This window comes from Streptomyces sp. NPDC001843, assembly GCF_042891955.1.
GTDB lineage: Bacteria > Actinomycetota > Actinomycetes > Streptomycetales > Streptomycetaceae > Streptomyces.
In genome coordinates, this window is record NZ_JBIATQ010000004.1 from 70044 (window position 1) to 95735 (window position 25692).

The window sequence follows — 25692 nt, forward strand, 5'->3', positions numbered from 1 at the left end:
CGACATCATGAGCCGTCAGGTCCCGGTCGCCATCGTGGGGATGGCGGTCCTGCTGCCCGGCGCCGCCGACCTCGACGCCTACTGGCGCAACCTGCGCGACGGCGTGGACGCGATCGCCGACGTGCCCGAGGACCGCTGGGACGCCGACTACTACCGGCCCTCGGCCGCGACCGGGCCCGCCGCGGCCGACCAGGTGTACTGCCGGCGCGGCGGGTTCGTGGACGGCCTCGCCGAGGTGGAGGTCACCCGGTTCGGCATCATGCCCGCCTCCGTGGCGGGCACCGAGCCCGACCAGTTGATCGCGCTGCACGTGGCCGCCGCCGCGATCGCCGACGCGGGCGGCGGGGACCGGCTGCCCGAACGGCACCGCGTCGGCGTCGTCCTCGGCCGGGGCGGCTACCTCACCCCCGGCCTGGTCCGGCTCGACCAACGGGTCCGCACGGCGGGACAGCTCGTACGCACCCTGGGCGAACTGCTGCCCCACCTCACGCCGGACCAACTCGGCCGCGTCCGCCGGGCGTTCACCGAGCGCCTGGGCCCCGACAGCCCCGAGTCCGCGATCGGCCTGGTGCCCAACCTGGCCGCCTCCCGCATCGCCAACCGGCTCGACCTGCGCGGCCCCGCCTACACGGTGGACGCGGCCTGCGCCTCCTCGCTCGTCGCGGTCGACCAAGCCGTCGGCGAACTCGCCGCGGGACGCTGCGACATGATGCTGGCCGGGGGAGTGCACCACTGCCACGACATCACTCTCTGGAGCGTCTTCTCCCAGTTGCGCGCCCTGTCCCCGAGCCAGCGCATCCGCCCCTTCCACCGGGACGCCGACGGCATCCTCATCGGTGAGGGCACGGGCGTGGTCGTCCTCAAACGCATGGCCGACGCGGAGCGCGACGGCGACCGCGTGTACGCGGTGATCCGCGGCACGGGCGTGGCCAGTGACGGCCGTACGTCCGGTCTCGTCAACCCCGACCCGGGCGGCCAGAGCCACGCCGTACGCCAGGCCTGGCGGGCCGCCGGACTCGACCCGGCCGCCCCCGGCGCGATCGGCCTGCTGGAGGCGCACGGCACCGCGACCCCGGCCGGGGACACCGCCGAGCTGACCACGCTGGCCGAGGTGTTCGGCCCCGGAGACCCCGGCGACCCCTGCGGCGACGAACGCGCGGTGCTCGGTTCGGTGAAGTCGATGATCGGCCACACCATGCCGGCCGCCGGGGTGGCGGGCCTCGTCAAGGCCGCCCTCGCCGTCCACCACGGCACGCTCCTGCCCACCCTGCACTGCGACGACCCGCACCCCGCCCTCGCCCGCACCCGCTTCCGCCCACTGGAGAAGGCGGCCCCCTGGGAGACCACCCCGGACCGCCCGGTACGCCGGGCGGCCGTGAACGCCTTCGGCTTCGGCGGGATCAACGCCCACGTGGTGCTTGAGGAGGCACCCGGCGGGCGAGCGACGGCGCCCGCCGCGGACGACGACCCGGCGAAGACCACGGGCGGGCGCCCGCGGACCCCCGTCCGCGTCGCCGAACCGGAGCGCGTCCTCCTGCTCGCCGCCGACCGTCCGGAGGGGCTCGCCGCGCTCCTCGCCGCCGACGACTCCGCCGTCCTCGCTTCCGGGCTGGACGGCGCCCGTACGCACCCGGAGGCGGGTCCCGCGCGGCTCGGCATCGTCGATCCCACCGCCAAGCGGCTCGCGCTCGCCCGGCGGGCGGTCGGCAAGGGCAGGGCCTGGCAGGGCCGCGGCGACGTCTGGTTCCGGCCCGGCCCGCTCCTCGGACCCGGGCGGGGGAAGCTGGCCTTCGTCTTCCCCGGTCTGGAGGCCGAGTTCACGCCACGCGTCGACGACATCGCAGCCCACTTCGGCCTGCCCCCGCTCCCCGGGGCCGCCGCCGGGGAGCCGAGGGTCGACGACCTGGGCCGGCACGGCGCCGGTGTCGTAGGTGTGGGGCGGCTCCTCGACGCGGCGCTGCGCCGGATGGGCGTTGTCCCGGACGCCGTCGCCGGGCACAGCGTCGGCGAGTGGACCGCGATGGCGGTGGCCGGGCTGTACTCGGGAGCCGAGGTCGACGCGTTCATGGCCGGGTTCGACCCGGACACGGTCACCGTCCCGGGCCTGGCCTTCGCCGCCGTCGGCGCACCCGCCGAGCAGGTCGTCGCCGCCCTAGCCGACGGCTGGGCGGACACGGGGATCGTGCTCTCCCACGACAACGCGCCCAGCCAGTCGATGGTCTGCGGCCCGGACACCGCGGTCGGCGACTTCGTACGGACGCTGCGCGCCCGGGGCGTGCTGTGCCAGGTGCTGCCCTTCCGGTCCGGGTTCCACACGCCGATGCTCGAGCCCTACCTGTCGCCCATCGAGGAGGCCGCGGCCCGGTTCCGGCTGCACCCGCCCACCGTCCCCGTCTGGTCCGGGACGACGGCGGCACCGTTCCCCGAGGGCGAGACGGCCGTGCGCGAACTCTTCGTCCGGCACCTGCTGGAACCCGTCCGCTTCCGCCGGCTCGTGGAGGCCCTGTACGACGCCGGGCACCACGCCTTCGTCCAGGCCGGCCCGGGACAGCTCGCCTCCCTCGTCGACGACACCCTCGGCGACCGGGACCACCTGGTCGTCGCCGCCAACTCGCCGCACCGCACCGGCCTCGCCCAACTCCGCCGGGTCGCCGCGGCGTTGTGGACCGCGGGCGCCCGGGTGGCACCGGCACTGCCCCGGCCGCACGCCCCGGTCACCGCCTCCGCCCCCACCGCCCGGCCGCAGCGTCCACCGGTCCCGCTCGATATGTCAGGCGCGCTGGTGTCGCTCGACGGCCCGGCCCTGACCGCGCTGCGGGCGGAGCTGCGCGCCGCGCCCACCGCGGATCCGGCCCCGGCACGCGTCGACCCCGCCGCCCCGACGTCCCCGCTGGACACCCTCGCCGAACGCTTCCCGGCCGCCGCCGAACTGAGCGCGCTCCTGCGCGACACCGCGCACACGGCCGCCCAGCTCATCACGGCGGACGGACGCAGGCCCCCGACCGCATCCCTGCGCACCGGCAGCGCACCCTGGACCGCCGGCGGCACCCGCGAAACGCCCCCGCCTCCCGCGCCCGCCCGGCGGCCTCCGGCCATCGTCGCCCCGTCCACCCGGCAGACGACCGTCCGCGTCTCCCCGGACACCATGCCCCACCTGCTCGACCACTGCTTCTTCCCGCAGCGCCCCGGCTGGCCGGACGTGGGCGACCGGTGGCCCGTGGTCCCGGCGACCACGATCGTGCAGCACATGATGGACGCCGCGGAGCAGGCGTCACCCGGGATGCGGGCGGTCGCCGTGCACGGGGCCCGCTTCGACCGGTGGCTCACCGCCACCCCGCCCGTCGACGTCCCGGTCACCGTCACCCCGACCCCGGACGACCCCGACCGCCTCGCGGTCTCCTTCGGCCCCACGGCCCGCGCCGTGGTCGAACTCGCCGCCCGGTACCCCGAACCGGCCGCGCCGCGCACGGCTCCCCTTGTTGCGGAAGGCACCCCCGAACGCACCCCCGGCCACACCGCCGCCCAGCTCTACGGCGAACGCTGGATGTTCCACGGGCCGGCGTTCCAGGGGGTCACCGAACTCACCGGCATCGGCGACGGGCACGTACGCGGCGTCATCACCACGCCCACCGCCCCCGGTGCCCTGCTCGACAACGTGGGTCAGATCCTCGGCTACTGGATCATGGCGACCAGGACCGAGCGGACCGTCGTGTTCCCCGTGCAGATGCGGCACATGCTCTTCCACGGACCGCACCCGGCCCCCGGCACCCGGGTCGAGTGCCTGGTACGGATCACCTCGCTCACCGACACCGTCCTCGAGGCGGACGTGGAACTGACCGTCGCCGGACGGGTGTGGGCCCGGCTGACCGGATGGCAGGACCGCCGCTTCGACAACGACCCGCAGACCCGCCCGGTCGAGCGCTTCCCCGAGCGCAACACCCTCTCCGAACCCCGGCCGGGCGGCTGGTCGCTGCTCCACGAGAGATGGCCGGACCTCGCGTCCCGCGAACTGATCATGCGGAACTCCCTCGGCGGCCCGGAGCGGACGCGGTACGCCGAGCACGCGCCGCGCGGCCGCAGACAGTGGCTGCTCGGCCGGATCGCGGTCAAGGACGCCGTACGGCGATGGCTGTGGGAGCAGGGCGAGGGACCGGTCTTCCCGGCCGAGATCCAGGTGCACAACGACGACCTCGGCCGCCCGTACGTCACCGGAGTGCACGGACGCACCCTGCCCCCGCTGGACGTCTCCCTGGCCCACCGCGCCGAGGCGGGCGTGGCGATCGTACGGCCGCACACGCCCGGCCCCGGTCCCGGCATCGACATCGAAGAGGTCACCGCGCGCGACCCGGCGGCCGTCGCCACCGCCCTCGGCGACGAGGAACTCCGGCTGCTGCACGCCCTGTCCGGGGCGGGCGACGCCTCGCTCTGGTTCGCCCGGTTCTGGGCCGCGAAGGAGGCCGTCGCGAAGGCGGAGGGCACCGGATTCGGCGGTCGCCCCCGGGACTTCGCAGTCTTCCACGCGGCACCGACCGGAGAGCGGCTGCTGGTCTCGGGCCGTCTGGAACGCGTGTACACGGTGCACTGCGCAACGGTCCGCAATCCGCCCGCACTGCCGCCGAGGGACTACGTCGTGGCCTGGACGACGGGCCCGACGGGCGACGACGAAGAGGAGCAGGAGCGATGAAACCCATGGAGCCGACCGCCGCGCACGCCGACGAGGAGGCGGTGCTCGCCGACATCAGGGGCATGCTCCTGACCCTCCTGGAGGAGTACGGCGAGGAAGACCTCGAGATCGGCATGACCACCACCTTCAACCGCGACCTCGAGCTGGAGAGCATCGACCTCGTGACCCTGGCGGGCCTGCTGCGGGAGCACTACGGAAACCGGGTCAACTTCGCCGAGTTCCTGGCCGGGATGGAGTTCGAGGAGATCATCGAGCTCACCGTCGGCAGACTCGTCGAGCACGTGGTGCACAGCCTGAAGGCCGCGGAGGCGAGCTGACTGATGGCGATCGTCGACACCGGCGAAGTCCGGTTGCACGTACAGCGGATGGGACCCGAGGACGGCCGCCCCCCGGTCGCCACCGCCGTGCTCGTGCACGGCCTGCTCACCGACAGCCTGGCCAGCTACTACTTCACCGTGGCCCCGCGGTTCGCGGTGGCGGGCGTCGACGTCGTCATGTACGACCTGCGCGGCCACGGCCGCAGCGAGCGGCCACCGGCCGGCTACACCCTCGACCACAACATCGACGACCTCGAAGCACTGCTCGACCGCCTCGGCGTCACCGGGCCCGTCCACCTCGTCGGCAACTCCTACGGCGGCACCATCGCCTTCGGCTACGCCGCCCGCCACCCTCAGCGGACGGCCAGCCTCACCCTGATCGAGTCCGAGCCGGCCACCGCGGCCTGGGCGGCGAAGCTCGGCGGAATCCTCGACCGGGTGGTGACCGAGCTGGCGCACAACGAGCCCGACGCGATTCGCTGGATCACCGCCAACCGCGGCCACAACACCGCGCGCCTCGCCAAGGGCGCCGCACGGCTCGCCCGGGACACCACCCTCGGCCGGGACATCCCCGCCAGCCGGGTGCTCACCGAGGACGAGATCAGGGCCGTGCGCTGCCCCGTCCTCGGTGTCTACGGCGGCGACTCGGACCTGGTGGAACTCGCGCCCCTCAAGGAGGCGCTGCTCGCCGACTTCCGGTCCGTCGTACTGCCGGGACACGAACACTCCGTGCTGGTCGAGGCGGCCGGGACCGTCGGCGGGCACGTCCTGCAACTGATCCGCTCGGCGGGCGCCGGGGCCCTGAGGTGAGCGGTTTCCTGTTCGTCGTGCCGCCCCTGGTGGGGCACATCAACCCGGCGGTGGGCGTCGCCGCCGAACTCGCCGCGCGCGGACACCGCGTGGCCTGGGTGTGCGCCGACCCCGGACTGCTGCGGCGGCTCGCCGGCCCCGAAGCCGACGTCCTCCCGTGCGCCGGACCCGCCCCGGCCGCACGCCCGCCGGAGCTCCGCGGACCGGAGGCGCTGAAGTACCTGTGGGAGGGATACCTGCTGCCGCTCGCCGAGGCCATGGCCCCCGGAGTCCGGGCGGCCGCGCAGGACTTCCGCCCCGATGTCGTCGTCGCCGACCAGCAGGCCTTCGCCGGGGCCCTGGTGGCCGAGCACCTCGGCCTGCCCTGGGCCACCTCAGCGACCACCTCGGCCGAACTCACCGGCGTCTACGACGGCATCCCCAAGGTCGCCGACTGGCTCGGCGCGCGCCTCGACGAACTGCGCGCCCGCATCGGCGACCCGGCCGGAGACACCGACCCGCGTTTCTCCCCCCACCTGCTGCTGGCGTTCAGCACCCCCGAACTCGCCGGCCCGTCGGCCGTACGCGGCGACCACATCCACTACGTCGGCCCCTCGATCGCCGACCGCCCGGCCGCGCCCGGCTTCCCCTGGGAATGGCTGGACCCCGCCCGGGCCACGGTCCTGGTGACCCTCGGCACCGCCAACGCCGACGCGACCGGACGCTTCCTCACCGAGTGCGTCGGCGCGGTACGGGAACGGGCCGACCGGGTCCAGGCCGTGGTGGCCGACCCGGGCGGCGCCGTGGAGGCGTCCGGCGACGACAAGGACGTACTGGTCCTGCCCTACGTGCCCCAACCGGCCCTACTGGAAAGGGCCGGCGCGGTGGTGTGCCACGCCGGGCACAACACCGTCTGCGAGGCGCTCTGGCACGGCGTCCCGCTGGTCGTCGCCCCCATCCGCGACGACCAGCCCGTGGTGGCCGCCCAGGTCGTCGACGCGGGAGCGGGCGTCCGGGTGCGGTTCGGCCGGGTCACCGCCGCCCGGCTCGGCGCGGCCCTCGACACGGTCCTGCACGAACCCGCCCACCGCACCGCCGCAGGACGGATCCGCGCCGCGTTCCGCGCCGCCGGCGGCGCCCCCGCCGCCGCCACCCGTCTCGAGCGGCTGGCCGCCGACACACGCCCGGAGGAGACCCGATGAGCAACGAGACCGAGGGCACCGACCGCGCCACCCGGGTCGCCGCGCTGCGCCCCGCCTACCAGGCCGACCTCGCGGGCGGCGTGGACCGCTTCTTCGCGCCCCGGCGCGGCACCTGCCCCTGGTGCGGCTCCGACCGCCTGACCACCCGGCTGCGCACCATCGACCTGCTCCAGCACAAGCCGGGCCGTTTCCTCCTCGACCGCTGCGAGGCGTGCGGGCACACCTTCCAGAACCCGGCCCTGAACGAGGCCGGCCTGGAGTTCTACTACCGCGACTTCTACGACGGCCTCGGCGAGCAGAAGATGGGCGGCACCTTCGGAGGCCGCACCAAGATGTACCGGGGCCGAGCCGAGTCGATGCTGCCGCACGACCCCACCCCCAAGAACTGGCTCGACGTGGGCACCGGACACGGCCACTTCTGCGCGGCCGCCCGCGAGGTGCTGCCCGGCACGACCTTCGACGGCCTCGACTTCACCGACGGGGTGGAGATCGCCGCCCGCGAGGGCCGCGTGGAGCACGCCCACCGCGGCCTCTTCCCCGACCTGGCACCCGACCTCGCCGCCCGCTACGACGTCGTCAGCATGTTCCACTACCTGGAACACAGCACCGACCCCGATCGCGAACTGCGCGCCGCCCACCAGGCCGTCCGCCCCGGCGGTCACCTGCTCATCGAGGTCCCCGACCCGGAGAGCCGCTACGCCCGCCTCCTCGGCCGCTGGTGGCTGCCCTGGCTCCAGCCGCAGCACCTGCACTTCATGCCGGTCGCCAACCTGCGCCGACGGCTCACCGGACTCGGCTTCACGGTGGTCGCCGAACAGCACACCGAGCCGCACGATCCGGTCGACCTGCTCGCCGCCGTCTGGCTCGCCCTGGACCACACCGCGCCGCGTGAGGACGCCCCCTGGCTGGCCGAGTCACCCGGGGCCCTGAGCCGGGCCCTGCGCACCGCGACCCTGCTCTCGGGCGTGCCCGCCCTGGTCCTGGCCACCCTGGCGGACCGCTTCGCGGTACGGCCGCTGTCCCACCGTCTCGGCCTGTCCAACGCCTACCGCCTCGTGGCCCGCCGTGACTGATGGCCGCCGCCGTCCACCGGTGAACCGGTAGCCTTCACTGGGGGAGCGCCCGACGGTGCCGTCCCGCAAGTGATGACCGACAGGGGAGGAACCGGCGGTGCACGTCCAGGAATGGCTCGACTCGGTGCCCGCGGCCGCCGTCTACGCCGTGGTGGCCCTGGTGATCGGCCTGGAGAGCCTGGGCATCCCGCTGCCCGGAGAGATCATCCTCGTCTCGGCGGCCCTGATGTCCTCACAGCACTCCGGCGTCAACCCCGTCGTGCTGGGGGCGTGCGCGACCGCCGGAGCGGTCATCGGCGACTCCATCGGATACGCCATCGGCCGCAAGGGCGGGCGCCCGCTGCTCGCCTGGCTGGGCAGGAAGTTCCCCCGGCACTTCAGCGAGGGCCACGTCGCCACGGCCGAGCGGTCCTTCGAGAAGTGGGGCATGTGGGCGGTCTTCTTCGGCCGCTTCGTCGCCCTGCTCCGCATCTTCGCGGGCCCGCTCGCCGGTGTCCTGCACATGCCTTACTGGAAGTTCCTCGTCGCCAACGTCCTCGGCGGCATCTGCTGGGCGGGCGGCACCACCGCCGTCATCTACTACGTCGGAGTCGTCGCCGAGGACTGGCTCAAGCGCTTCTCCTACCTGGGCCTGGTCGTGGCCGTGCTGATCGGCCTGTCCTCGATGCTGGTGCTCAAGCGCAAGGCGAAGAGGGCGGCCGAGAAGCGGGAGGCCGACACCGAGCGGGAACCCGTCCCGGCCGCCGACTGAGACGGACCTGCTGACTGAGACAGACCGTGAGGTCTCAGTCCCGGTGCACGTCCCGGTGCGCCTTCGCCAGCTCCGCGTACAGCGTGCCGTTGAGCGTCACCCCCTGACGCTCCTCCTCCGTCAGCTCGCGCTTCACCTTCGCCGGCACCCCCGCCACCAGTGACCCCGGCGGCACGACCATCCCCTGCGGCACCAAGGCCTGCGCGGCCACGAGGGACCCCGCGCCGATCACCGCCCCGTTGAGGACTGTCGCCCCCATCCCGATCAGGCAGTCGTCCTCGACGGTCGCCCCGTGCACCACGGCGTTGTGCCCGACGGACACCCGCTCGCCGATGGTGACGGGAAAGCCCGGGTCGGCGTGCAGCGTCACGTTGTCCTGCACGTTGGCATCCGCCCGGACGGTGATCCGCTCCACGTCGCCGCGCGCCACCGCCCCGTACCAGACGCTCGCCCCCGCCTCGAGCGTCACGTCTCCGATGACGGAGGCCGTGGGCGCCACGAACGCCCCGGTGTCGACCTTCGGTTCCCTGCCGCCGATACCCATGATCAACGCCTTGTGCGTCATCGCCCTCTCCTCGTCGTCGGTACCTCCGCACCGTACGCCACCCGGTGGGGCGAAGATCACAGCCGTCCGGCCTCTTGGGCGGACCGCGCGCTGAGTACGGTGAGCGGATGCCCAAGCCCAAGAACACGTTCTCGTTCTCGTCCTGGCGGCGCGGTCTCCTCCAGCGCGCCGTGCACGCGGGCTGGGCATGGGCGCAGCGCACGGGCTCGGTCACCGCCGAGCACCCGGGACGCCTGCGCTTCGGCGCGATCGGAACGGGTACCAGGCTCGCCTTCCCGCTGGGCACCGTCTTCGGCGAACCCTGGATCCATCTCGGCGCCCACTGCATCGTCGGCGAACAGGTCACCCTGACCGCGGGCCTCATGCCCGACCTCGACCTCGGGCCCGAGCCCATCCTGCGCATCGGCGACGGGGTCGTGCTCGGCCGGGGCAGCCACGTCATCGCCGACACGACGGTCACCATCGGCAGCGACTGCTACTTCGGGCCGTACGTCTACGTGACCTCCACCAACCACTCGTACGACGACCCGCACGAGCCGATCGGGAAGCAATGGCCGCGGATGGAGCCGGTGGAGATCGGCCCGGGCTGTTGGATCGGCACCGGTGCGGTGATCCTGCCCGGCGCGCGGATCGGCCGGAACGTGGTCGTGGCCGCCGGAGCGGTGGTCCGCGGGAGCGTGCCCGACCACGCCGTGGTGGCGGGCGCACCCGCCAAGGTCGTGCGCCGCTGGACACCCGCCGACGGCTGGCAGCCGCCGCTGCGCACCCCGCCCCCGGTACCGATCCCGGAAGGCGTCACCCCGGAGCAGCTGCTGTCCCTGGCGGAGCTGGACGAGGAGGACCTGGCCCGGCTGGCGGAGCTCGAGCCCGAGAGCTGACTCAGCCGGTCGCCAGGAGCAGCGTGCCCAGCAGGGCGAGGCCCGCCCCCGCCGCCTGCACGGCACGCAGGCGTTCCCGGAGGAAGCCGCGGGCGGCCAGCGCGGTGACCACCGGGTAGAGCGAGGCGAGGACCGCCGCCACGGTGACCGGGCCGTGCTGGGCGGCGACCGAGTAGGTGCCGTTGGCCGCCACGTCGGCGAGCCCGACGAACCCGAGGGCCGGCAGGTCGGACCAGGGAAAGCCGCCCGCCGGGAGGGCGGAGGCGCCCCGGCGCACGGAGACGTACAGTGCGGCGCCGCCCGCGGCCACGTTCGTCACGCGCTGCACGAACAGCGCGAGGAACAGGCCGGTGATGGTGGTCGAGGCCTCCGCGATCAGGGCGAACACCGTGCCGAAGCCGAGGGCGGCGACCAGTGTGAGCAGGATCGCCTGCCGCTGCACGGGTGCGCCCCGCAGTTGCGGCCCGCCCGCGAGGACGACGCCCGCGACGGCGACCGCGATGCCCGCCACCTGCGCGAGGCCCGGACGTTCGCCGAGGGCGAGGCCCACGCCGATGGGTACGGCCACGCTCAGGGTGGCGAGTGGGGAGACGACACCCATCGGCCCCAGGGCGAGCGCCTTGTAGAAGGACAGCATCGCCACGGGGCCCACCAGGCCCGCCGCGAACGCGAACCACAGCCGGGGCCCGGCCTCGCTCCAGCCGTCCGTGGCGATCACGATCGCACCCAGGACCACGGCCGCGATCGCCTGCGACACCACGACCACCGTCAGCGCGGGGATGCGTCGCGTCAGCAGCCCGCCGCCGAAGTCGGCCAGACCCCACAGGAGGCTGGTGGCCAGGGCGAAGAGTGCTGTCACGGGTCCTCGCAGTACAGTTCGGTGAACAATTCGGTACACCCACCGTAGTTCAGTACGATGAACACTGTCATCCAAAATATTGGACGGAATGTGTCGGACCTCGACCTGCTGACCCAGTCCCTGGCGCGCAGCGTCAAGCACTGGCGCGCGGTGCGCGGCTTCACTCTGGACGTGCTGGCCGCCCGGGCGGGCGTCAGCCGTGGCATGCTCATCCAGATCGAGCAGGCCCGGACCAACCCCAGCCTCGGCACCGTCGTCAAGATCGGCGACGCGCTCGGCGTCAGCATCACCACCCTGCTCGACTACGAGCAGGGTCCGAAGGTCCGGATCGTCCCCGCCGAGCAGGCCGTACGGCTCTGGCACACGGAAGCGGGCAGCTACAACCGGCTCCTCGCGGGCGCCGAGGCCCCTGGACCGCTGGAGATCTGGGACTGGCGCCTGATGCCCGGCGAGCACAGCACCTCCGACCCGCACCCGGCCGACACCGTCGAACTCCTCCACGTCACGGCCGGAGAGCTGACTCTCACTGTCGACGGCACGGAGTACCGCGTCCCGGCCGGCGCGAGCGTCTCCTTCGAGGCGAACACGCCCCACACGTACGGCAACACGGGCGAGGTGCCGATGGAGATGGTGATGGCGGTCTCGGTGCCACCCGTCCCCTGAGGCGCCCGGCCGCCCCTCGCCCCAGGGCTGTTAGCGTGCGGCCATGCGCGCACCCATCGGACACTTCGACACCGCCACGCCCGCTCCTGACTGCCTCGACGAGCTGACCCGCCCGGTCGCCGACGCCGTGCGCGACTGGCGCGGCAACGTCCCGGCCGACCGGATCGTCTACGTCGACACCGATCCGCAGTGGGCGGACACCGCCGTGTTCGTCGAGCACTACGGCCGCGAACTGCTGGAGCAGTCGGCCAACTGCGTGGTCGTCGCGGGCAAACGGGGCGGCGAGACCACCCTGGCCGCGTGCGTCGTTCTCTCCACCACCCGGGTCGACGTGAACGGCGTCGTGCGCCGCCAGCTCGGTGCCCGCAAGGCCTCTTTCGCGCCGATGGAGACCGCGACGGGGGAGACCGGCATGGAGTACGGGGGCGTCACCCCGCTCGGTCTTCCGGTCGGCTGGCCGGTGCTGGTGGACCCGGCCGTCGTCGACCTGCCCTACGTCCTGGTCGGCAGCGGGCGCCGGCGCGGCAAACTGCTGGTGCCGGGCAAGGCGTTCGCCGAACTGCCGGGAGCGGTGGTGCTGGAGGGGCTGGGCACGGCCTGACGTCAGGCGGTCACATGGTGGGCCAGCGGCAGGTGCGGGTCGGCGTGGCCCGGGGCGGGCGCCGGGTCCGCGTGCACCAGGGCCGCGGTGAGCCTCGGTACGGCGTGCAGCAGTGCGTGCTCGGCCTCGACGGCCACCGCGTGGGCCTGGCGGACCGTCGTCTCGCCGTCCACCACGACCGCGACCTCCGCCCGCAGCCGGTGCCCGATCCACCTCAGCCGCAGCTCACCGACCTCCAGCACGCCCGAGACCTCCCCGAGCGCCCGCTCGGCGCGGTCCACCAGCGCCGGGTCGACGGCGTCCATCACCCGCCGGAACACCTCGCGCGCCGCGTCCCGCAGCACCAGGGCGATCGCCGCCGTGATGGCGAGCCCGACCAGCGGATCGGCGAGCTGCCATCCCAGGGCGGATCCTCCGGCGCCGACCAGCACGGCCAGTGACGTGAACCCGTCGGTCCGGGCGTGCAGGCCGTCGGCGACCAGGGCGGCCGACCCGATGGCGCGGCCCACCCGCATCCGGTACCGGGCCACCCACTCGTTGCCCGCGAACCCCACCAGCGCGGCCACGGCGACGGCCGGCAGGTGCGCGACGGGCCGCGGATCAAGGAGCCGGTCCACCGCCGTCCACGCCGCGAAGACCGCGGACGCGGCGATCGTCAGTACGATCGCGAGCCCCGCGAGGTCCTCGGCACGCCCGTACCCGTAGGTGAAGCGGCGCGTCGGGGCGCGCCGGCCGAGCACGAAGGCGATGCCCAGCGGTACGGCGGTCAGTGCGTCCGCGGTGTTGTGCGCCGTGTCCCCGAGCAGTGCCACCGACCCTGAGACGGCCGCGACGACCGCCTGTACCAGGGCCGTGCCGCCCAGCACGGCCATCGAGACCCACAGGGCGCGCATGCCGCGCGCGCTCGACTCCAGCGCGGGGTCGAGCTTGTCGGCGCTGTCGTGGGAGTGGGGCGTGAGGAGGTGGGCGAGGCGGTGCCGGGCGGAGGGGCGGTGCGGGTGTTCGTGGTGATGCCCGGCGGAGTGGCGGTGCCGGTGTTCGTGGTGATGGTGGCGGTCGCTCACGTGGTTCCCCTTCCGGTGCGGGAGTGGACGTACGCCGCCCACGGAGCCATTATGTGCGTATGAGCGCACGCATGCACCTGTCACCTGCGCACCATGCGCATCCGCGCACCCCGGGCGAGGAACAGTTCGCGCTCGCCGCCGAACTCCTCGCCCTGCTCGGCGACCGCACCCGCCTCACGCTGCTGCACGCGCTGACGCAGGGGGAGGCCGACGTCACGACCCTCACGGCGGCGTGCGGGGCGGCCCGGCCCGCCGTCAGCCAGCACCTGGCCCGGCTGCGGCTCGCGGGGCTGGTGAACACCCGCAAGGAGGGCCGCCGCGTGGTCTACTCACTTCACGACGGGCATCTGCGCCGCCTGGTCGACGAGGCGCTGAACGTGGCGGACCACCGCCTCGGTGACCGTCCGGTGCACGACTGAGGCCAGGGCCTGTCCGGCGGATCATGCCGCAGACGCGGGGCTCGGCACGCCATCTGCGGCGTTGCCGTCGGTTGTCGATTCCTGCGACCTGATCCGCCCGACAGGCCCCAGGCGTCAGTGCCGTGCGGCCGTGCCCAAATACTGCTCCGCGAACGCGCCTGCCGCCGCCGAAGAGGTGAACAGGCGCCGCAGACGGGCCAGCGTGGTGCCCGCGCGGAACGGATCGCCGCAGGCCGCCCCGTGGTAGATGTCCGACAGCCACTGCGAGAACTCCTGGTAGTCCCACACCCGCCGCAGGGCCGCCGCCGAGTAGCCGTCCAGCCCGGTGCCGTCGCCCCGGGTGAGCCGCGCGTCGAGCGCGTCGCCGAGCAGGAAGGCGTCGTGCAGGGCCAGGTTCATGCCCTTGGCCGCGATGGGCGCGGTCAGATGGGCGGCGTCACCCGCCAGGAACAGCCGGCCGAACACCAGGGGTTCCACGACGTAGTCGTGCATGTCCAGCACGCGCTTCTCGATCAGCCGTCCCTCCGTCAGTGCCGGCGCCCCCGCCGCCCGCAGCCGCTCGCGCAGCTCGGCCCAGACGCGCTCGTGCCCCCAGTTCTCGGGGTCGTCGCCGGGCGGGCACTGAAGGTAGTAGCGGGTGACCTCCGGACTGCGGGGCATGTGCCCGGCGAAGCCACGCGGATGGACGCCGAACACGACGCAGTCGGAGGACGGCGGCGCCTCGGCGAGCAGCGCCAGCCAGCCGATGCCGTAGTCGTGGCGGGCGATCCGGGCCCGTCCCGGCGCCAGCGCGTCCCGGGTGGCCCCGCGCGCCCCGTCGCAACCGGCCACGAAGTCGCAGCCGACGATCCGCCGCAGCCCCGACTCCGGGCAGAGGTAGGACACCGACGGACGGTCCGTGTCCAGGTCGTGCAGTCGTACGTCCCGCACGCCGAAGCGGATGTCGCCGCCCCGGGCCTCGGTGTACTCGCGCACCAGATCGGTCACCAGCATCGGCTGCGGATAGACGTAGTGGCGGTGGCCCGTCAGGTCGGTGTACGCGAACCGGTGCCGCTCGTCCGCGAAGCGGAACTCGCACTCGGTGTGCGCCTCGGCCCGGTCGAGCATGCCCCGGCCGAGCCCGCGCCGTCGGAGCTCCCGCACCGCCCACTCCTCGACGATCCCGGCTCTCGGCCGCGTCTCGATGAACTCGCGGCTCTCGGTCTCCAGGACCACACAGTCGACGGAGGCGGCTCGCAGAATGTTCCCGATGGCGAGCCCGGCGGGGCCGGCGCCCACGATGACGACCGGACGGCGCTCTTCGGCAGGGAGATCGAGATGGGGGGAGGGGCGTGTCACCGGGCCAGTATGACGGTGTTCAGACAGCAAACAGCAAACGGCAAACAGACCGCAAGGCCCGGCCGCGGTAGCGGCCGGGCCCTCAGCGGGATGCTGCGGTCGGTGCGGACGGCTGCGCTCAGTGCGCGGGCATGTCCACGACCACGACCTCGTCGATGCTGCGCTCGATCTCCTCGGTGCCCGAGGCGGAGGCCTTGGCCCAGTAGTAGATACCGACGGAGAACGCCGCGATCACCACTATGTCCCACCACAGCGGGAGCTTGCCGGAGCCGCCGAAGCCGCCCAGCCAGGAGATCACGCCCATGCCCAGCAGGTAGACCGGGAGCCACTGGGCGGCCTTGAAGTCCATCCGGGGCGCGTCCGGCAGTTCCTTGCTCGTGGCGTACCAGGCGTAGGAGCCGAGCAGCACGTAGCCGAGGATGATGGCGATGCCGAGCCGCCACAGGGTGTCCCAGCCGGACCAGTAGATGATGAGGCTCGCCACCACGAACGACAGCGGCGAGATGACCTTGCCGGCGGGCAGCCGGTACGGGCGCGCGAAGTGCGGCAGCCGGTCGGAGAAGACGCCGTACGCGAGCGGAGCGCCGGCGTACATCAGGACGCTCGCCGAGGTGATGAAGCCGACCAGCTCCTGCCAGCTGGGGAAGGGCAGGAAGCAGACCACGCCGGTCACGAAGGAGATGATCAGGCCGAACCAGGGCACGCCGCGCTTGTCGGTCTGGGCGAAGATCTTCGGCGCGTAGCCGTTCTTCGCGAGGCCGAAGGAGACGCGGGAGGTGGCGGTGGTGTAGATCAGGCCGGTGCCACCGGGGGAGATCACCGCGTCCACGTACAGCACCACGGCCAGCCAGCCCAGACCCACCAGGGTCGCCAGGCCCGCCCACGGACCGCTGATGCCCGGGAAGTTCAGATGGGCCCAACCGTGCGCGAAGGCGCTGTGCGGCAGTGCGGCGATGAACACGACCTGGAGCAGGATGTAGATCACCGCACCGATCGCGACCGATCCGAGCGTGGCGCGCGGCAGGTCACGCTGGGGGTTGCGGCTCTCGCCCGCCAGCTGGATCGCCTGCTCGAAGCCCAGCAGGGCGAAGATGATGCCGCTTCCGCTGATGGCGCTCAGCACGCCCTTCGCGCCGAACGGGGCGAAGCCCTCCGAGGTGAAGTTGCCGCCGTGGAAGTGGCCCGCGGCGATGATGAAGATGGCGCCCAGCGGGACGGCGATCTTCCACCAGGTGGCGGCGCTGTTGGTGTGCGCCAGGGCCCGGACACCGAAGAAGTTGACCGCGACGAAGACCGCCATGAGGAGGACGGCGACGACGAAGCCGCTGGGTGTCAGCGTCTGGTCGGCGTGCTGGAAGCCCTGGGCGAAGTGCCAGTGCGCGGCGTAGCCGATCATGGCCTCGACCTCGATCGGGGCCACGGTCGCCGCCTGCAGCCAGGCGAACCATCCGAACGACATGCCGGCCAGGCCGCCGAACGCGTAGTGCGGGTAGCGCGCCGTTCCGCCCGCCACCGGGAACATGCCGCCGAGTTCGGCGTGCACCAGCGCGAGCAGGACGATGGCCACCGCGCCGATCACCCACGAGATGATCGCCGCGGGGCCGGCCGCCACGACGGCCTTCTGGGCTCCGTAGAGCCAGCCGGAACCGATGATGGACCCCACGGAGGCCCACATCAGTCCGATCAGCCCGACGTCCCTTCGCAGACCGCTCGGGTCTCTCGTGGCTTGCGGCACGGCATGGTCGACATTCGCCATGTCAAGTGGCCTCTCAGTTTCTGAACAGAGGATTAACGAGCAATGAGGCCACAGGGTAGGGACGCCTTGCGAGGCGGCAAAAGACTGTTTCCCAAATTTTGACTGTTGAGCCGGAACGCAGCGCCACAGTCTTTGTACAGGTCAGGGGGTTACACGGAATGTTCGTATTCAGACACGGAATGTGAGAAGAGAGTAAGACAGCTAGCCCAGACGAGGAATTTCGATCGCCGGGCACCGGTCCATCACCATGTCCACTCCAGCCGCCCGGACCCGCTCGTACGCGGCCTCGTCGATCACCCCGAGCTGGAACCAGACCGCCTTGGCACCCTTGGCGACCGCCTCGTCGGCGACCGGTCCGGCGAGGTCGCTGTTGACGAAGACGTCGACCACGTCCACCTCGAAGGGGATCTCCGCGAGGGAGGCGTAGCCGGGCTCGCCGTGCACCGTCTCCGCCTTCGGGTGGACGGGCACCACACGCTTGCCGAAGCGCCGCAGCACCTCGGCGACGCCGTACGCGGCCCGGCCCCGGTTCGAGGAGAGGCCGACGACGGCCCAGGTGTCACCGAGCTCGGTCAGGATCCTGCGGATGGTCGCTGCGTCGCCGTACACGGCCGGCCTCCTCGGGCCTCGGGGTCACTGTCCTCGGCGGGAACGGCGGCCGCCGGGCGGTGATTCCCGCCGCGCTGTCCAAAAGCCGCTCCCCGGCCGTCCGGTATCCCGCCACAACGTCCGCAATCGCGGCCAAGTGTCTGCAAAGGGCCGTCCCTGCGCCTACAGTCGGGCCGTGCTGCGCATCATCGACTCCCGCACCGGTGAGCCCGTCGAGGCCGCTCCCGCCCGGCGGGGCCTGACCCGGGTCCACGCGCACGCCTCGGGCCTCGACGCCTCCGCCCTTCGCGTGCTGCTGGTCGCCGACGTCCTCGTCCGCGTCCTGGAACTCGGCGGCACCCCGGTCTGGGCCGTGCTCACCGGCGACCGGCAGCAGCCGGAACTCCGTGCCGCCGCCACCGGCCTGGGCATCCGCCCCTTCGAGGACGGCCGGGACCTCGCGACGGGGCTGGGCGAGTCCCAGGTCATCCGTGTGGCGGGGGAGCGGGGGGCGGCGACCGACGGAACGTCGCCGGACGGAGCCGTCCTGGTCGAGGTCGCTCCGGTGACCGGGCCGGAGCCTCCCACGGTGGCCGACGGCGGTGTCCGCGATCCCGCCGCCCTGCGCCTGGCCCTGCTCGCCGCGCCCCGCGGGACACCCGTACGACTCGACACGGACGCCCTCGACGCAGCGGACCGCAGTCTCGCGCGCTGGCGGCGGGCCGTCGCCGGCTGGGCCCGGCAGCCGTCGCGGCCGGTTCCCGAGGAGGTGCGCGGACGGCTGCGCACCGCCTGGGAGGACGATCTGGACGTGCCCGGGGTGCTGCGCGTGCTCGGCCGCGTGGAGACCGAGCCGGGCCTGCCGGACGGCGCCCGCTTCGAGACCTACGCCTACGCCGACCGGCTCCTCGGCCTCGACCTGGTGCGGGACCTCGGGAGCCTGTCGTGAGGGCCCGCGCGGGTGCCGGCCTGTTGCGGCGGGTGGCTGTGCTGCTGCATGTCGAGTCGGTCCGGCCGGGTGTGGCCGAGTCCTCGTCGCGGCGCCGCGACGTGCCCGCGGCGGGCCGTTTCCCTGTCTGCGCCGGCCTCGGTCCGGAGCTGGTGCGGGACTTCGGGGGCCTGTCGTGAGGGCCCCCGCGGGCGTGGGCCCGCTGCGCCGGCTGGTCGTCCTGCGGCACGCCAAGTCGGCCTGGCCGCCGGGGGTCGCCGACCACGAGCGCCCGCTGGCGCCCCGCGGGCGCCGTGACGCGCCCGCGGCGGGCCGAGCCCTGGCCGAGGCCGACCGGCTGCCCGACCTCGCCCTGTGCTCCACCGCCGTACGCGCCCGCCAGACCTGGGAGCTGGCCTCGACGCAGTGGGGCACCCCGCCTCCCGTACGGTTCGACCCGCGGCTGTACGCGGCCGACGTGCCGGAACTGCTCCACGTCGTGCGCGAGGTGCCGCCCGACGTCGCGACGCTGCTCCTCGTCGGGCACAACCCCGGCCTCGAGGACCTCGTCCTGGACCTGGCCGGGGACGACCTGGGAGACGCCCTGGGGCAGGTGCGCGCGAAGTTCCCGACCTCGGCGATCGCCGACCTGACCTGGCACGGCCCGACCTGGCGGGACCTGACGCCCGGCACGGCACTGCTGACGTCGGTGACCGTGCCCCGGGGCCGGAAGGAGTAGGCGTTCGACGGGCATAGGCTGGCCGGATGCAGGACGAGTACCGCACAGTCGCCCGCGCGGGCGTGCACGAGACCGAGGTCAACCGCTCCCGCTTCCTGTGCGCCCTCGCCCCGGCGGCCAGCGAGCAGGAGGCCCAGGACTTCGTCGCCGCGGTCCGCAAGGAGCACGCGGACGCCACGCACAACTGCTGGGCGTACGTCATCGGCGCCGACGCCTCCGTCCAGAAGGCCAGCGACGACGGCGAACCGGGCGGCACGGCCGGCGTGCCCATGCTCCAGATGCTGCTGCGCCGCGACATGCGCTACGTCGTCGCCGTCGTCACCCGTTACTACGGCGGGGTCAAACTGGGCGCCGGCGGGCTCATCCGCGCCTACGGCGGCGCCGTGGGCGAGGCGCTGGACGCGCTCGGCACCCGCACCCGGCGCCGCTTCCGGCTGGCCACGGTCACCGTCGACCACCAGCGCGCCGGCAAGGTGCAGAACGACCTGCGCGCGACCGGACGGGAGGTGCGGGACGTGCGCTACGGCGAGGCGGTCACCATCGACATCGGCCTGCCGGACACCGAGGTGGACGCCTTCCGGGCCTGGCTGGCCGACGTCACATCCGGGACGGCGGGGTTCGAACTGGGCGGGGAGGCCTACGGGGACGTGTGACGTTCGGCACGAATCGGACACAAGTCGCCCCCGGAGAGGGCCCCATGACGGGGCGGTACGGGAGTGACCGCCCGTGATGTCGGACCCGGCCGTTAGTCTCGGGGATCATGAGGCTCCTGCACACTTCCGACTGGCATCTCGGCCGGGCCTTCCACCGGGTGAACATGCTCGGCGCCCAGGCCGAGTTCATCGGTCACCTCGTCACGACCGTACGGGAACGCGACGTGGACGCGGTCGTCGTGTCGGGAGACGTCTACGACCGGGCGGTGCCCCCGCTCGCCGCGGTCGAGTTGTTCGACGACGCCCTGCACCGGCTGGCCGACCTGGGCGTGCCCACGGTGATGATCTCCGGGAACCACGACTCGGCCCGCCGTCTCGGCGTCGGCGCGGGTCTGATCGGGCGTGCGGGCATCCACCTGCGGACCGAGCCCTCCGCCTGCGGGACACCCGTCGTGCTCACCGACTCCTTCGGGGACGTCGCCTTCTACGGGCTGCCTTACCTGGAACCCGCTCTGGTGAAGGACGAGTTCCGGGTCGAGAAGGCGGCCCACGAGTCCGTTCTGGCCGCCGCCATGGACCGGGTCCGCGCCGACCTCGCGGCCCGCGCCCCCGGCACCCGATCCGTGGTCCTCGCGCACGCCTTCGTCACCGGCGGCCGGGCCAGCGACAGCGAACGGGACATCACCGTCGGCGGAGTGTCCGCCGTACCCGCCGGCGTGTTCGACGGGGTCGACTACGTGGCCCTTGGTCATCTGCACGGCTGCCAGACCATCACCGAACGCGTCCGCTACTCGGGTTCCCCGCTGGCCTACTCCTTCTCGGAGACCGACCACCGCAAGAGCATGTGGCTCGTCGACCTGGACGCCGACGGCGCCGTCACCGCCGAACGCGTCGACTGCCCCGTGCCCCGCCCGCTCGCCCGCGTCCGCGGCACCCTGGAGAACCTCCTCGCGGACCCCGCGCTGGCCCGGCACGAGAACGCCTGGGTCGAGGCCACCCTCACCGACCCGGTCCGCCCCGCCGACCCCATGGCCCGGCTCACCGAGCGCTTCCCGCACACCCTCAGCCTCGTCTTCGCCCCCGACCGGGCCCCCGACGACCCCACCGTCTCCTACTCCCGGCGCCTCGCGGACCGCAGCGACGAGCAGATCGCCCAGGACTTCGTCGCCCATGTGCGCGGCGCGGGACCCGACGAACACGAACAGAAGGTGCTGCGCGAGGCGTTCGACGCGGTGCGCGCCGACGACGTGGTGCGGGAGGTGGCCCGGTGAGGCTGCACCGGCTCGACATCACCGCCTTCGGGCCCTTCGGCGGCGCCCGGACGGTCGACTTCGACGCGTTGTCCGCCGCCGGGCTGTTCCTGCTGCACGGACCCACCGGCGCCGGAAAGACCTCCGTGCTGGACGCCGTGTGCTACGCGCTCTACGGCGCCGTGCCCGGAGCACGACAGGGCAACCAGGGCACGAACCTGCGCAGCGATCACGCGGAACCGGGCACACGCACCGAGGTCCGTCTCGAACTCACCGTCGCCGGACGCCGGTTGGAGATCATCCGGCAGCCGCCGTGGGAACGCGCCAAGCTCCGCGGCAAGGGAACGACGGTCGACAAGGCCCAGACCTGGCTGCGCGAGTACGACGCCACGCACGGCACCTGGAAGGACCTCAGCCGTTCCCACCAGGAGGTCGGCAACGAGGTCGAGCAGCTGCTCGGTATGAGCCGCGAGCAGTTCTGCCAGGTCGTCCTGCTGCCCCAGGGCGACTTCGCCCGTTTCCTGCGCGCCGACGCCGAGGCCCGCGGCAGGCTGCTCGGCCGGCTCTTCGACACCCGGCGCTTCGCCGAGGTCGAGAAGCACCTCGCCGAACGCCGACGCACCACCGAGGCCCGGGTGCGCGAGGGGGACGCGGCACTGCTCGCCGACGCCCACCGCATGCAGCAGGAGGCCGGGGACGCCATGGAGCTGCCGGAGCTGGCCCCCGGCGCACCGGGCCTCGCCGAGGCCGTGCTGAGCGCGGCGGCCGTCGCCCGCAGCACGGCACGCGAACGGCTCACCGTCGCCGACTGCCGCCTCGCCGCGACCGAGTCGGCGCAGGCCACCGCCGAACGCACGCTGACCGACGTACGCGAACTCGCGCGGCTGCAACGCCGGTTCACGGAGGCCCGGGAGCGCGCCGGACGCCTGCAGGAGCGGGCCGGTGCCCACCGGGAGGCACAGACACGGATGGAGCGGGCGCGCAAGGCCGAGGCGGTGGCGCCCACGCTGGAGCTGCGGGAGGCCGCCGACGCCGAGCACCGCAGGGCGACCGTCGCGCACACACGGGCGCGCGGCCGGCTTCCGGACACCTGGGCGGACGCCGGGACGGCCGGGCTCGCGGCGGCCGCCCGCCGCGCCGCCGAGGAACTGGGCGGCCTGGAGTCGGCCCGCCGCGCCGAGCAGCGGCTCGGCGAACTCGTCACCGAGCGCGCGGAACTGGACCGCCTGGAGCGCGACGACGAGGACGTTCTGCGGGAGGCGGAGCACTGGCTCGCCGGGTGGGACGCCACCCGCGCGTCCCTCCAGGCCCGCATCGAATCCGCGCAGGAGGCCGCCACCAGGGCCGAACAACTCGCCGTCCAGCGCGAACCCACCCGCCGGCGACTCGACGCGGCCCGGATGCGCGACCAACTGGCCGGTGACACGGAGGAGGCCCAGCGGCGTGCCCTCGCCTCCGGCAACCGCGCACTGGAGGCCCGCCGCCACTGGCTCGACCTGAAGGAACAGCGCCTGAGCGGCATCGCCGCCGAACTGGCCGCGAGCCTCACCGACGGTCAGCCCTGTGCGGTCTGCGGCGCCACCGAACACCCGGCCCCGGCACGCAAGGTCGCCGGACACGTCGGCCGCGAGGCGGAGGAGCGGGCGCTCGCGGCCTCCCGGCACGCCGAGGAACAGCACGCCGAGGACGAGCGGCGCCTGGGCGTCGTACGAGAGGCGCTGGCCGCCGCGACCGCCGAAGCGGGCGACACGCCCACGGCCCGACTGGCCGAAGAAGCGGACCGGCTGGAGCAGGAGTACGCGCGCGCCCGCCGGGACTCCTCCGGGTTGCACGCCGTGCGCGAGGAGCTGCGCCGGGCCGAGCAGGAACGCGAGCGGCGTCTCACGGCCCGGCAGCAGGCCGCCGTCCGGGCCGCCTCCCGGCTCACCCGCCGCGAGACCCTCGACCACGAACAGGCCACCCTGGAGCAGGAACTCGCCGAAGCACGGGACGGCGCCGACAGCGTGGCCGCGCGGGCCGCCCAGCTGGAACAGCGGGTCAGGCTGCTCACCGAGGCCGCCGACGCCGCGCGCGCCGCCGAGGACGCCGCCCAGCGCCTCAAGGACGCCGACGCCCGGCTCGCCGACGCCGCGTACCGCGCCGGCTTCGACACCCCGCAGGAGGCGGCCGCCGCACTGCTCGACGACGCGGCCCACCGGGAGCTGCAACACCGCCTGGACGACTGGCAGTCCGAGGAAGCCGCCGTGCGGGCCGTGCTGGCCGAGTCCGACACGGCCGCCGCCGCCCAGCGGCCGCCCGCCGATCCCGCGACGGCGGAGGAGACCGCCATACGGGCGGCCCGGCGGCTGCGCGAGGCCGCCTCCGCGCGCGACGCCGCCGCCCGCTGCTGCGCCGAGCTCGACCGGCTCTCCGCCCGCGCCGCCGACGGAGTGCGACGACTGGCACCGCTGCGCGAGGAGCACGAGCGCGTGGCCCGCCTGGCCGCCCTCACCGCGGGGACCTCCGCGGACAACGAGCGCCGGATGCGCCTGGAGTCGTACGTACTGGCGGCCCGCCTGGAACAGGTCGCCGCCGCCGCGACCGTACGGCTGCAGCGGATGTCCTCCGGCCGCTACACGCTCGTCCACTCCGCCGACCGCAGCGGACGCGGCCGCAGCGGGCTCGGTCTGCACGTCGTGGACGCCTGGACCGGACGTGAGCGGGACACGGCGACGCTGTCCGGCGGCGAGACGTTCTTCGCCTCCCTCGCGCTCGCCCTCGGCCTCGCGGACGTCGTCACCGACGAGGCCGGCGGGGTGCGGCTGGACACGCTCTTCATCGACGAGGGCTTCGGCAGCCTCGACGACCAGACCCTCGACGAGGTCCTCGACGTCCTCGACTCGCTCCGCGAACGGGACCGCAGCGTCGGCATCGTCAGCCATGTCGCCGACCTGCGCCGCCGGATCCACGCGCAATTGGAGGTGGTGAAGGAACGCACCGGATCCACACTCCGGCAGCGGGGCGTCCGCTGAGGTCAGCGCCCGAGCGGCCGCCGGGGCAGGGGTGAGGAGTAGACGACACTGGTGGTCACCGAACCCAGCGCGCCGATCTTCCCGGAGATCTCCTCAAGATGGGGCATGGACCGCGCGGCGACCTTGATGACGAAGCAGTCGTCGCCCGTGACGTGGTGCGCCTCGAGAATCTCCGGCGTCGCGGCCACCAGGTCGTGGAACGGCTTGTAGTTGCCGTTGGGATACCTCAGCCGCACGAACGCGAGGATCGACAGACCAAGGCGTTCGGGGTCCACCACCGCCGCGTACCCCTGGATGACGCCCGCCTCCTCAAGTCGGCGCACCCGCTCCGTGACCGCGCTCGGCGACATGGAGACGGCACGGGCCAGCTCGGCATAGCCGGCCCGTCCGTCCCGCTGGAGGATCTCGAGGATGCGCCAGTCGGTGGCGTCCGGGGAAAACACGGTCATCCCGCATGGATACCAAGGGATGCCCCGGCCGATCAAGGGAAAGGCCGTGGATCCTCACTTCAGGGTGCGGGCCACCGACCGTAGATTTCGGTCATGACCACCACCAGCACCGTGAATCCCGTCCTGCGGGTCGCCCCCGCCGCTCCCACCGAAGCCGCCGCCCACTTCCGCGCGAGCCTGGCCTTCCACGCCGACGTCTCCGACGTGGCCGCCGCGCTCGCCGCCGACGGTGACCCGGGATTCGTCGTCCTCGACTCCCGCTCCACCGAGTCCTGGGACCAGGGTCACGTCCCGGGCGCGGTCCACCTCCCCACCGCGCTCATCCCCGAGCGGGCCCGGCAACTCCTCGACAGATCCGTGCCGGTGGTGACGTACTGCTGGGGTCCCGGCTGCAACGGCGCCACCCGCGCCGCGCTCGCCCTGGCCGAACTCGGCTACCAGGTCAAGGAGATGCTCGGCGGCTTCGAGTACTGGGTGCGCGAGGGCTTCGAGTTCGAGACCCGGCGGGGGCGCGAGCGCCGGGCCGCCGACTCGCTGACCGCGCCGGTGGACGGCGACTGCGGCTGCTAGGTTCTGTGCCCATGGCTCGATACGCGGATCCAGGCGCGCTGGAGTGGGTGGAGTCCGGGGGCGGCCCGCTGATAGCGGTACCGGAGACGGTGCTGCCGTTCTGGGCGGGCGCCGACAGCGAGGAACTCGCCACGGACTACGACCGCGCGTGCGAGGTCGACGGCTACGTCGGCCTGCTCCCGGTCGGCGACAGCGCGGCCCTCGTCTTCGGTGACGAACCCGCCTCCACCTCCTACCTGCCCGACCACGGCACCTTCGTGCGCTGGTCCGCCGCCAACTCCGAGAGGGAGCTGCTGGCCGGTGTCCCCGCCGCGCTCGACGCGGCCGTGTGGGACCACGAGATCCGCTGGAACGTGCCCGGCCCGGTGGTGCTGTTCGACTCCGCCTGGCCGGGCGGCGCGACTCAGGGCGCCGAACACCTGCGCGTCCCCCTGGAACCGGGCCCGTACTCGGTGCGCGCCGCGTACGCCCAGCCCGGACCGGAGACCTGGGTCGGTCTGGTGCAGCTCAGGCGGCTTGCGGACTGAGCCGGTCCCGCCCGGCGG

General features: G+C 73.6%; 25 protein-coding genes. 18 read left to right on the top strand and 7 right to left on the bottom strand.

Annotation, left to right across the window (positions count from 1 at the left end; genetic code table 11):
• Window positions 1-7 precede the first annotated feature (7 nt).
• From ACFYZQ_RS11720 to ACFYZQ_RS11745, 6 genes are all read left to right on the top strand, one after another.
• The gene (locus tag ACFYZQ_RS11720) at window positions 8-4684 is read left to right on the top strand and encodes a beta-ketoacyl synthase N-terminal-like domain-containing protein (RefSeq protein ID WP_389144936.1); all 4677 of its coding nucleotides are present in this window, start codon (window positions 8-10) and stop codon (window positions 4682-4684) included.
• Complete coding sequence (locus ACFYZQ_RS11725; RefSeq protein ID WP_389144939.1) at window positions 4681-5001, top strand: phosphopantetheine-binding protein; 321 nt, start codon at window positions 4681-4683, stop codon at window positions 4999-5001. Before ACFYZQ_RS11720 ends, ACFYZQ_RS11725 begins: the two co-directional genes overlap by 4 nt.
• A gap of 3 nt (window positions 5002-5004) precedes the next feature.
• Window positions 5005-5811: an alpha/beta fold hydrolase gene (locus ACFYZQ_RS11730; protein ID WP_389144941.1), complete on the top strand. Its 807-nt coding sequence runs from the start codon at window positions 5005-5007 to the stop codon at window positions 5809-5811.
• On the top strand, window positions 5808-6992 hold the full coding sequence (locus ACFYZQ_RS11735; RefSeq protein WP_389144944.1) for a glycosyltransferase: 1185 nt from the start codon (window positions 5808-5810) through the stop codon (window positions 6990-6992). Before ACFYZQ_RS11730 ends, ACFYZQ_RS11735 begins: the two co-directional genes overlap by 4 nt.
• Entirely contained in the window at window positions 6989-8065 is a 1077-nt protein-coding gene (locus tag ACFYZQ_RS11740) for a class I SAM-dependent methyltransferase (RefSeq protein ID WP_389144946.1), read from the top strand. The genes ACFYZQ_RS11735 and ACFYZQ_RS11740 overlap by 4 nt, the downstream gene beginning before the upstream one ends.
• 97 nt (window positions 8066-8162) lie before the next feature.
• Complete coding sequence (locus ACFYZQ_RS11745; RefSeq protein WP_389144949.1) at window positions 8163-8816, top strand: DedA family protein; 654 nt, start codon at window positions 8163-8165, stop codon at window positions 8814-8816.
• Window positions 8817-8850: 34 nt separating this feature from the next.
• Here the strand turns inward: ACFYZQ_RS11745 and ACFYZQ_RS11750 are convergent, their stop codons facing one another.
• On the bottom strand, window positions 8851-9381 hold the full coding sequence (locus ACFYZQ_RS11750) for a gamma carbonic anhydrase family protein (RefSeq protein WP_389144952.1): 531 nt from the start codon (window positions 9379-9381) through the stop codon (window positions 8851-8853).
• A gap of 107 nt (window positions 9382-9488) precedes the next feature.
• Between ACFYZQ_RS11750 and ACFYZQ_RS11755 the strand changes: the two genes are divergently transcribed.
• Complete coding sequence (locus ACFYZQ_RS11755) at window positions 9489-10259, top strand: acyltransferase (protein WP_389144955.1); 771 nt, start codon at window positions 9489-9491, stop codon at window positions 10257-10259.
• A gap of 1 nt (window position 10260) precedes the next feature.
• Here ACFYZQ_RS11755 and ACFYZQ_RS11760 read toward each other — a convergent pair whose 3' ends face one another.
• Window positions 10261-11118 (bottom strand): EamA family transporter, encoded by an 858-nt coding sequence (locus ACFYZQ_RS11760; protein ID WP_389144958.1) that lies wholly within the window; start codon window positions 11116-11118, stop codon window positions 10261-10263.
• 90 nt (window positions 11119-11208) lie between these two features.
• Here ACFYZQ_RS11760 and ACFYZQ_RS11765 point away from each other — a divergent pair, with 90 nt between their 5' ends.
• Complete coding sequence (locus ACFYZQ_RS11765; protein ID WP_389144961.1) at window positions 11209-11781, top strand: helix-turn-helix domain-containing protein; 573 nt, start codon at window positions 11209-11211, stop codon at window positions 11779-11781.
• A 43-nt stretch (window positions 11782-11824) separates the two neighbouring features.
• On the top strand, window positions 11825-12382 hold the full coding sequence (locus ACFYZQ_RS11770; RefSeq protein ID WP_389144964.1) for a YbaK/EbsC family protein: 558 nt from the start codon (window positions 11825-11827) through the stop codon (window positions 12380-12382).
• A gap of 2 nt (window positions 12383-12384) precedes the next feature.
• Here the strand turns inward: ACFYZQ_RS11770 and ACFYZQ_RS11775 are convergent, their stop codons facing one another.
• Window positions 12385-13446 carry a cation diffusion facilitator family transporter gene (locus tag ACFYZQ_RS11775; protein ID WP_389144967.1) on the bottom strand — a complete coding sequence of 354 codons (1062 nt, stop codon included), beginning with the start codon at window positions 13444-13446 and terminating at the stop codon, window positions 12385-12387.
• Window positions 13447-13505: 59 nt separating this feature from the next.
• Between ACFYZQ_RS11775 and ACFYZQ_RS11780 the strand changes: the two genes are divergently transcribed.
• Window positions 13506-13865, top strand: a complete 360-nt coding sequence (locus ACFYZQ_RS11780) for an ArsR/SmtB family transcription factor (RefSeq protein WP_389144970.1) — start codon at window positions 13506-13508, stop codon at window positions 13863-13865.
• 114 nt (window positions 13866-13979) lie between these two features.
• On the opposite strand, the gene ACFYZQ_RS11785 is transcribed toward ACFYZQ_RS11780, so the two are convergent.
• The 3 genes from ACFYZQ_RS11785 to ACFYZQ_RS11795 all read right to left on the bottom strand — a co-directional run bounded on the left by ACFYZQ_RS11785 (window position 13980) and on the right by ACFYZQ_RS11795 (window position 17568).
• Entirely contained in the window at window positions 13980-15203 is a 1224-nt protein-coding gene (locus tag ACFYZQ_RS11785; RefSeq protein ID WP_389144973.1) for a 4-hydroxybenzoate 3-monooxygenase, read from the bottom strand.
• 118 nt (window positions 15204-15321) lie between these two features.
• On the bottom strand, window positions 15322-16959 hold the full coding sequence (locus ACFYZQ_RS11790) for an APC family permease (RefSeq protein ID WP_389144975.1): 1638 nt from the start codon (window positions 16957-16959) through the stop codon (window positions 15322-15324).
• A 201-nt stretch (window positions 16960-17160) separates the two neighbouring features.
• Window positions 17161-17568, bottom strand: coding sequence for a CoA-binding protein (locus ACFYZQ_RS11795; RefSeq protein WP_389144978.1), 408 nt, complete (start codon window positions 17566-17568; stop codon window positions 17161-17163).
• Window positions 17569-17743: 175 nt separating this feature from the next.
• Between ACFYZQ_RS11795 and ACFYZQ_RS11800 the strand changes: the two genes are divergently transcribed.
• The 6 genes from ACFYZQ_RS11800 (at window position 17744) to ACFYZQ_RS11825 (ending at window position 24128) form a co-directional block, all read left to right on the top strand.
• On the top strand, window positions 17744-18496 hold the full coding sequence (locus tag ACFYZQ_RS11800; protein WP_389144981.1) for a hypothetical protein: 753 nt from the start codon (window positions 17744-17746) through the stop codon (window positions 18494-18496).
• Window positions 18493-18675, top strand: a complete 183-nt coding sequence (locus ACFYZQ_RS11805) for a hypothetical protein (RefSeq protein WP_389144983.1) — start codon at window positions 18493-18495, stop codon at window positions 18673-18675. Before ACFYZQ_RS11800 ends, ACFYZQ_RS11805 begins: the two co-directional genes overlap by 4 nt.
• A complete protein-coding gene (locus tag ACFYZQ_RS11810; protein WP_389144986.1) occupies window positions 18672-19214 on the top strand; it encodes a SixA phosphatase family protein in 543 nt (180 codons plus the stop codon). Before ACFYZQ_RS11805 ends, ACFYZQ_RS11810 begins: the two co-directional genes overlap by 4 nt.
• A 26-nt stretch (window positions 19215-19240) precedes the next feature.
• A complete protein-coding gene (locus ACFYZQ_RS11815; protein WP_389144989.1) occupies window positions 19241-19867 on the top strand; it encodes a YigZ family protein in 627 nt (208 codons plus the stop codon).
• A 107-nt stretch (window positions 19868-19974) separates the two neighbouring features.
• The gene (locus ACFYZQ_RS11820) at window positions 19975-21138 is read left to right on the top strand and encodes an exonuclease SbcCD subunit D (RefSeq protein WP_389144992.1); all 1164 of its coding nucleotides are present in this window, start codon (window positions 19975-19977) and stop codon (window positions 21136-21138) included.
• Window positions 21135-24128, top strand: a complete 2994-nt coding sequence (locus tag ACFYZQ_RS11825; RefSeq protein WP_389144995.1) for an AAA family ATPase — start codon at window positions 21135-21137, stop codon at window positions 24126-24128. The genes ACFYZQ_RS11820 and ACFYZQ_RS11825 overlap by 4 nt, the downstream gene beginning before the upstream one ends.
• 2 nt (window positions 24129-24130) lie before the next feature.
• On the opposite strand, the gene ACFYZQ_RS11830 is transcribed toward ACFYZQ_RS11825, so the two are convergent.
• Window positions 24131-24577: an Lrp/AsnC family transcriptional regulator gene (locus tag ACFYZQ_RS11830; RefSeq protein WP_389144998.1), complete on the bottom strand. Its 447-nt coding sequence runs from the start codon at window positions 24575-24577 to the stop codon at window positions 24131-24133.
• 93 nt (window positions 24578-24670) lie between these two features.
• Here ACFYZQ_RS11830 and ACFYZQ_RS11835 point away from each other — a divergent pair, with 93 nt between their 5' ends.
• Together ACFYZQ_RS11835 and ACFYZQ_RS11840 are read left to right on the top strand one after the other, a co-directional pair.
• A complete protein-coding gene (locus tag ACFYZQ_RS11835; protein ID WP_389145001.1) occupies window positions 24671-25147 on the top strand; it encodes a rhodanese-like domain-containing protein in 477 nt (158 codons plus the stop codon).
• Window positions 25148-25158: 11 nt separating this feature from the next.
• Window positions 25159-25674 carry an immunity 21 family protein gene (locus ACFYZQ_RS11840; protein ID WP_389145004.1) on the top strand — a complete coding sequence of 172 codons (516 nt, stop codon included), beginning with the start codon at window positions 25159-25161 and terminating at the stop codon, window positions 25672-25674.
• Window positions 25675-25692: the final 18 nt, after the last annotated feature.

Excerpts from the sequence above, each read along its gene's own strand:
- ACFYZQ_RS11770 (WP_389144964.1), top strand. The coding sequence starts at position 11,825 with ATGCGCGCACCCATCGGACACTTCGACACCGCCACGCCCGCTCCTGAC.
- ACFYZQ_RS11725 (WP_389144939.1), top strand. The coding sequence starts at position 4,681 with ATGAAACCCATGGAGCCGACCGCCGCGCACGCCGACGAGGAGGCGGTG.
- ACFYZQ_RS11730 (WP_389144941.1), top strand. The coding sequence starts at position 5,005 with ATGGCGATCGTCGACACCGGCGAAGTCCGGTTGCACGTACAGCGGATG.
- ACFYZQ_RS11780 (WP_389144970.1), top strand. The coding sequence starts at position 13,506 with ATGAGCGCACGCATGCACCTGTCACCTGCGCACCATGCGCATCCGCGC.
- ACFYZQ_RS11830 (WP_389144998.1), bottom strand. The coding sequence starts at position 24,577 with ATGACCGTGTTTTCCCCGGACGCCACCGACTGGCGCATCCTCGAGATC.
- ACFYZQ_RS11755 (WP_389144955.1), top strand. The coding sequence starts at position 9,489 with ATGCCCAAGCCCAAGAACACGTTCTCGTTCTCGTCCTGGCGGCGCGGT.
- ACFYZQ_RS11840 (WP_389145004.1), top strand. The coding sequence starts at position 25,159 with ATGGCTCGATACGCGGATCCAGGCGCGCTGGAGTGGGTGGAGTCCGGG.
- ACFYZQ_RS11815 (WP_389144989.1), top strand. The coding sequence starts at position 19,241 with ATGCAGGACGAGTACCGCACAGTCGCCCGCGCGGGCGTGCACGAGACC.
- ACFYZQ_RS11750 (WP_389144952.1), bottom strand. The coding sequence starts at position 9,381 with ATGACGCACAAGGCGTTGATCATGGGTATCGGCGGCAGGGAACCGAAG.
- ACFYZQ_RS11720 (WP_389144936.1), top strand. The coding sequence starts at position 8 with ATGAGCCGTCAGGTCCCGGTCGCCATCGTGGGGATGGCGGTCCTGCTG.
- ACFYZQ_RS11835 (WP_389145001.1), top strand. The coding sequence starts at position 24,671 with ATGACCACCACCAGCACCGTGAATCCCGTCCTGCGGGTCGCCCCCGCC.
- ACFYZQ_RS11820 (WP_389144992.1), top strand. The coding sequence starts at position 19,975 with ATGAGGCTCCTGCACACTTCCGACTGGCATCTCGGCCGGGCCTTCCAC.
- ACFYZQ_RS11790 (WP_389144975.1), bottom strand. The coding sequence starts at position 16,959 with ATGGCGAATGTCGACCATGCCGTGCCGCAAGCCACGAGAGACCCGAGC.
- ACFYZQ_RS11740 (WP_389144946.1), top strand. The coding sequence starts at position 6,989 with ATGAGCAACGAGACCGAGGGCACCGACCGCGCCACCCGGGTCGCCGCG.